General features: G+C 55.0%; 2 protein-coding genes. One reads left to right on the top strand and one right to left on the bottom strand.

Annotation, left to right across the window (positions count from 1 at the left end):
* On the bottom strand, positions 1-330 hold a 330-nt coding region (locus OKA04_RS24950), incomplete at its 3' end, for a SemiSWEET family transporter (protein ID WP_498049461.1).
* Here OKA04_RS24950 and OKA04_RS24955 point away from each other — a divergent pair.
* Positions 304-1161, top strand: coding sequence for an AP2/ERF family transcription factor (locus tag OKA04_RS24955; RefSeq protein ID WP_498049462.1), 858 nt, complete (start codon positions 304-306; stop codon positions 1159-1161). The genes OKA04_RS24950 and OKA04_RS24955 overlap by 27 nt on opposite strands.
* Positions 1162-1219 lie beyond the last annotated feature (58 nt).

The raw sequence follows: 1219 nt of genomic DNA on the forward strand, positions 1-1219 counted from the left end.
CAGGGACAAGAAAAGGGGCATGTACTCCACGCTCTTAGTCTGGATCACCATTTTCATGACGGAGAGGGGGGCGGCGTACATGCCGGTGCCGAAGAGGACGCAGAGGATACCGACGATCATGGAGCGTCGCTCGTGGGTGTGGGCGAGGTTGAGGACGAGGGCGGCGACGGCGGCGACGAAGGCGACCTCGGCGGCGAGGAGGAGGAGGACGACGACGACGTGGTCGTGGTGGTCCCCCCGCCGGCGGCGGCGAGGTTCGTCGTCCGTGCCGCGGCCAAGGCGGCGCCCCCAACTGCAGATGGGATGTTGACTACAAAGCTTGTCCAACATGATGGACCTACTGCTAGATCAGCAAAGCACAAGAGGAAGAATCAGTACAGGGGGATCCGCCAGCGTCCCTGGGGCAAATGGGCAGCTGAAATCCGAGACCCCAGCAAGGGTGTCCGTGTTTGGCTTGGAACATATAACACTGCTGAGGAGGCAGCTAGGGCATATGACGCTGAAGCCCGCAAGATCCGTGGCAAGAAAGCCAAGGTCAACTTTCCTGATGAACCAGCTGTTGCTCAGAAGCTCTCCCTGAAGCAAAACGCTGCCAAGCAAGAGAAACTAGCTCCACCTCTGAAGACCTGTGGCGATGATGCTTTCTTTCAGCTAAACAGTTCAGACAATGATTTGTTTGCAATGCTTGCAAAGGTGCCTGCAAAGCCGGCAGAGCCTGTTGATCTCATGCCTCCAGTCAAACCTCTTGCTTCCACTGAGACATTCGAGATGAACATGCTCTCTGATACGAGCAGCAACTCATTTGGCTCTTCAGACTTTGGTTGGGAGGATGACACCCTGACCCCAGACTACACTTCAGTCTTCGTTCCTAATGCTGCCATGCCAGCATATGGTGAACCTGCTTACCTGACAGGTGGAGCGCCAAAGAGAATGAGGAACAACTATGGTATCGCCGTGCCCCAGGGAAATGGCATGCCTAATCTCGCACAAAACATGCCCACCTTCGATCCCGAGATGAAGTATTTGCCATTACCTTATGTTGAGAGCAGCTCAGATGAATCAATGGACAACCTTCTGCAAAATGATGCTACACAAGACGGGGCAAGCAACGAGGGCATCTGGAGCCTTGATGAGCTGCTCATGGCAGCTGGTGCCTACTGAGGAGACGAAATGTTCTGGTCAGTGTGGTCTGTCACTAGCAAACCATGTAAGGCACTCC

Source organism: Luteolibacter flavescens (assembly GCF_025950085.1).
Lineage (GTDB): Bacteria > Verrucomicrobiota > Verrucomicrobiia > Verrucomicrobiales > Akkermansiaceae > Haloferula > Haloferula flavescens.

Bases quoted from the DNA above. Each gene is read 5' to 3' on its own strand.
- OKA04_RS24955 (WP_498049462.1), top strand. From the start codon at position 304: ATGTTGACTACAAAGCTTGTCCAACATGATGGACCTACTGCTAGATCA.